Here is a 3,552-nt window from a genome sequence, read left to right as displayed (position 1 = left end):
TGCGGTCTCCCTCGCGCTTGCGAGGCATCGTCGACAAGCCGACGTGCTCTCGCTTCGCTACTCGGGTCCGGCACTCGGAGTGGGCAGCCTCTACCCCCCGTTCTTCGTCCGCGCGCTGGCGGAAATCTTATTCAAACGCGCATTACGCGTTTGAATGATTTCCTACTCCAGCAGTCGCGCGCGGGTCGAGCTTTGTCCGCGCGCCTGGGGAAATCCTGTCAAAACGCACAAGTGCATTTTGACGATTTCCCTCTTAAGGCGTGGCGCGCGGATGGGCTTTGAACCGTCTTTTCTCACCTTTGTTCGCGCGCCTTGCGCGATTCATTCTATTTCGGCAGTAAGCCGAAATAGTTGAATCGCTTCTTTAGGCGGCGGCGCGCGTCTTCGCCAACAGGAGGGTACTGCGCTCGGGCCGCGCGGGCCCCACGTCCCGTGGACGGGAAATGCTTACGCATTTCCACTGGCAACCTCTACCCCGTTCTTTGTTCGCGCGCCGGGGAAATCTTGCCAAAATGTGCCAGTACATTTTGACGATTTCCCTCTTTAGGCGTCGGCGCGCGTTGGTTTGAGGGTACTGTTCTTTTTGGCTTCGCGTTGCCTTCGGCTTCCTCGTGCTACCTCGGCAAAGCCCGCAAGCGGTCTCTGCCCTTGGTACGCTACTCGGTTCCTCCTCGCCAGCTCGGCAATTGGCAAACTGCGTTTGCATTGCTCTCGCTGGCAGCGTCGGTTGTGAACAAAGAGAACCAGAAAAACTTTCGACGGATGCTTACGCATCCTCAAACTGCCGACGCCTCCAACCTTCGCGCGGCAGCCCTAACATCAAACATGAGGAGACCCTACCGATTCGAGCGGAGGCAAAGATTGGCCAACTTGTAGAGCAACCGCGCGCCGACGTTCGCATTCCACTCGCCGTCGCCCGCCTGCGGAGCCACCTCCGTCAGGTCGAACCCCACGATACGACGCCCCGACTCCACCAGACTCGCCAACAGATAGACCGCCTCCCGGTACGAAAGTCCCCCGGGAACCGGAGTCCCCGTCCCCGGACAGTTGTCCGGCGAGAGACCGTCGATGTCGAAACTCACATAAACGTTCTCCGGCAACCGGTCGACGATCGACGCACACTGCGCCCCCCAGGAGAGCCCCTCGAACGCGTTACGAGCCAACGTATAGTCGTCGAACTGTACCACCCGGCCCTGCGAATCCGCCGCCAACTCGACCTCCGCACCGCAGAAATCCCGAATTCCCACCTGCACCAACCGCGATACCTCGGGCAGCTGCAAAGCGTTGTACATAATCGAAGCATGCGAGTAGGCAAATCCCTCGTAAGCCACGCGCAAATCGGCGTGGGCATCGATATGCAGAATGCCGAAATCCCTCCCCTCGCCTGCCATCCGAGCCGCTACGGCCCGCATCAGACCGAGCGGCGTGCTGTGGTCGCCCCCCACCAGCCCCACCAAACGGCCGGACTCCAAAGACGACGAAGCCTGTGCAAACACAAGGTCGTTCAGGCGCGCCGAACCGGCATTGACAGCCTCCAGCGATGCGGCGATCGCCGGATCGGTCGCCGCGCCTCCCTCTTCGAGGTGCGCAATCACCCGTTCCGCCTCCGTCCGAAGCCGTTCCGAAGCCGATGCGATCCACGGATCGGCCGGTGCGGTCGCAATCCCGCGCCGCCAACCCTCCGGATAATGGGCGTCGCGCAGCTCTACCTGGGTCGAAGCGACCAGAATCGCCTCCGGCCCGGCTGCCGTCCCGCCGTTATACGAGACGGTCACATCCCAAGGCACGGAGAGCAGCACCAGTTCCGCCTCGTCCTCCGCGAAGGGCAGTCCGAAATAGTTTCCGTTGGCCACCCCGGTATCGTCGGGCGAAAAGGCGCTCAGGTCTTTCGCGACAAATTCCTTATCTTCTCCAGTCATAGTTTTTCAAAGCAGCGGTGAGACAGATGAACGGCGGATTTTCGAGCGACTCTTCGTTATACCGCAATTCGTCGCCGGCCAGCGACCGCACGACGGCTCCGGCTCCGCGCGCAATGGCTTCGCCGGCGGCGGTGTCCCACTCCGAGGTGGGCGTGGTTCGCAGGTAGCAGTCCACTGCTCCTTCGGCCACGAGGCACATTTTCAAAGAGCTGCCGTACTCGACGATGCGAATCTCGCCGAGTTGTTGCTGTAACCGAAGGATCTCCTCTTTGACGTGTTCGGTCTCGTGCGAACGGCTCACGGCGACGCGCAACGGGGTATTCCGCCCGGCAACCAGCGGCAGGCGTTGCGCGTCGCGAAACAGTTGGCCGATGGTGAACGAGGCGCTCATCTCGGGCCGGACGCCTGTCCGGCAGAAGGCGCCGCGGTCGGGATCGCTGAAATAGAGGGTCTCGGTGGTGGGCAGGTAGATCACGCCCAAGAAAGGCCGGTTGTCGACCATCAGGGCGATATTGACGGTGAATTCGCCGTTCCGTTTGATGAACTCTTCGGTGCCGTCGAGGGGGTCGATGAGCCAATAGAGGTCCCACCCGCGCCGTTCGTCGAAATAGAGGTCTCGGCCCTCTTCCGAAAGCAGGGGAATCCGGGTGGCGCTCAGGTAGTGCTGGATGAGCCGGTGGGCTTCGCGGTCGGCGATGGTGATGGGGGTGCTGTCGGCTTTGAGGCCGACGAAGAAGTCGTCGTACCGGGTATAAATCTCCATGATTTTGGCTCCGGCACGGATGGCGGCGTTATAGGCCTGAACCAGAAAAAAGTCGGTTTGTTCTCGCTCTATCATGACTCACTGTATAATAAACTTACTTTTTACAAAAACGCGGCGCGGCGGGCGCGGGGAATATATGGGAGGGTCCGTTTTCGAGTGCCGGACGGCCCCGCCCCGGGCTACCGCGGCGGCAACGATGGCGGGTTATGGAGTATCAGCGACGGCGGATACAGTTGGTCGGCAGCTATCAGCGACATTTACAGTCTGGGCTTGAACTTTCATGCGCTGTACCTTAGTTCCAACGACATATGCGGACGCGGTTACGGTCTTCCGTTGCGTTGCCTCTCGGAATAAACAGGGAGAAGGCATTTAGTGTAGAGGCTACCGTGGGGCAGAGGCGGGCCGATTCGAATGCCGAGCGGCGCGCCCCGGGCTTCCGCAACCGCAATACTTCTGGCGCACTGGGTAGTGTCGGAAGCAGTGGCTACTGTTATTCGTCATCGGTGAACGGCACCAATGGCATGGATTTAGATTTCAGTACAAGGCATTTCAATCCCGGCTACGCGGGTAACCGGGGCGACGCTTTTCAGTTGCGTTGCCTCTCGGAATAAACGCGCCCACAGGGCGTTTTACTACCAGCCTCTACCCCAAGTAACTGGCCGCCTCTACCCTATTTTGAGTTGAATTCTGCGGTTCGCAGAACCGCCCGGGCCGGAGCCACCCCAGGCGTAGGCCTGCAACGTCGCGGGGCTCGTTTCCGGCCACGCTGGCTCCGACCCTTAATATTCACTCTCGACTAAAGTGGGCCGGGCGCCCGGGAGGTGTGTCATGGGGTAGAGGCGGCCAGCAAAAGACGCTGTGCATCCCTCC

Annotated in this window: 3 protein-coding genes; 1 reads left to right on the top strand and 2 read right to left on the bottom strand. The window is 60.6% G+C overall.

The annotated features are described in order from the left end of the window. Window positions 1–836: 836 nt before the first annotated feature. Together QZ302_RS09450 and cysQ are read right to left on the bottom strand one after the other, a co-directional pair. Window positions 837–1,919, bottom strand: coding sequence for an agmatinase family protein (locus tag QZ302_RS09450; RefSeq protein WP_294594778.1), 1,083 nt, complete (start codon window positions 1,917–1,919; stop codon window positions 837–839). Beyond that, the gene (gene cysQ, locus QZ302_RS09445) at window positions 1,903–2,757 is read right to left on the bottom strand and encodes a 3'(2'),5'-bisphosphate nucleotidase CysQ (RefSeq protein WP_294594776.1); all 855 of its coding nucleotides are present in this window, start codon (window positions 2,755–2,757) and stop codon (window positions 1,903–1,905) included. The genes QZ302_RS09450 and cysQ overlap by 17 nt, the downstream gene beginning before the upstream one ends. An 81-nt stretch (window positions 2,758–2,838) precedes the next feature. Here cysQ and QZ302_RS09440 point away from each other — a divergent pair, with 81 nt between their 5' ends. Then, entirely contained in the window at window positions 2,839–3,036 is a 198-nt protein-coding gene (locus QZ302_RS09440; RefSeq protein WP_294594775.1) for a hypothetical protein, read from the top strand. The last annotated feature ends 516 nt before the right edge of the window (window positions 3,037–3,552 follow it).

It is taken from the genome of uncultured Rikenella sp. (genome assembly GCF_910579375.1).
Classification (GTDB): domain Bacteria; phylum Bacteroidota; class Bacteroidia; order Bacteroidales; family Rikenellaceae; genus Rikenella.
Note: the sequence above shows the minus strand (reverse complement) of the source record. Positions and strands in the feature narration are given on the sequence as shown.

What these genes read in the sequence shown, in the direction of transcription:
- QZ302_RS09450 (WP_294594778.1), bottom strand. Translation starts at nt 1,919, where the DNA reads ATGACTGGAGAAGATAAGGAATTTGTCGCGAAAGACCTGAGCGCCTTT.
- cysQ (WP_294594776.1), bottom strand. Translation starts at nt 2,757, where the DNA reads ATGATAGAGCGAGAACAAACCGACTTTTTTCTGGTTCAGGCCTATAAC.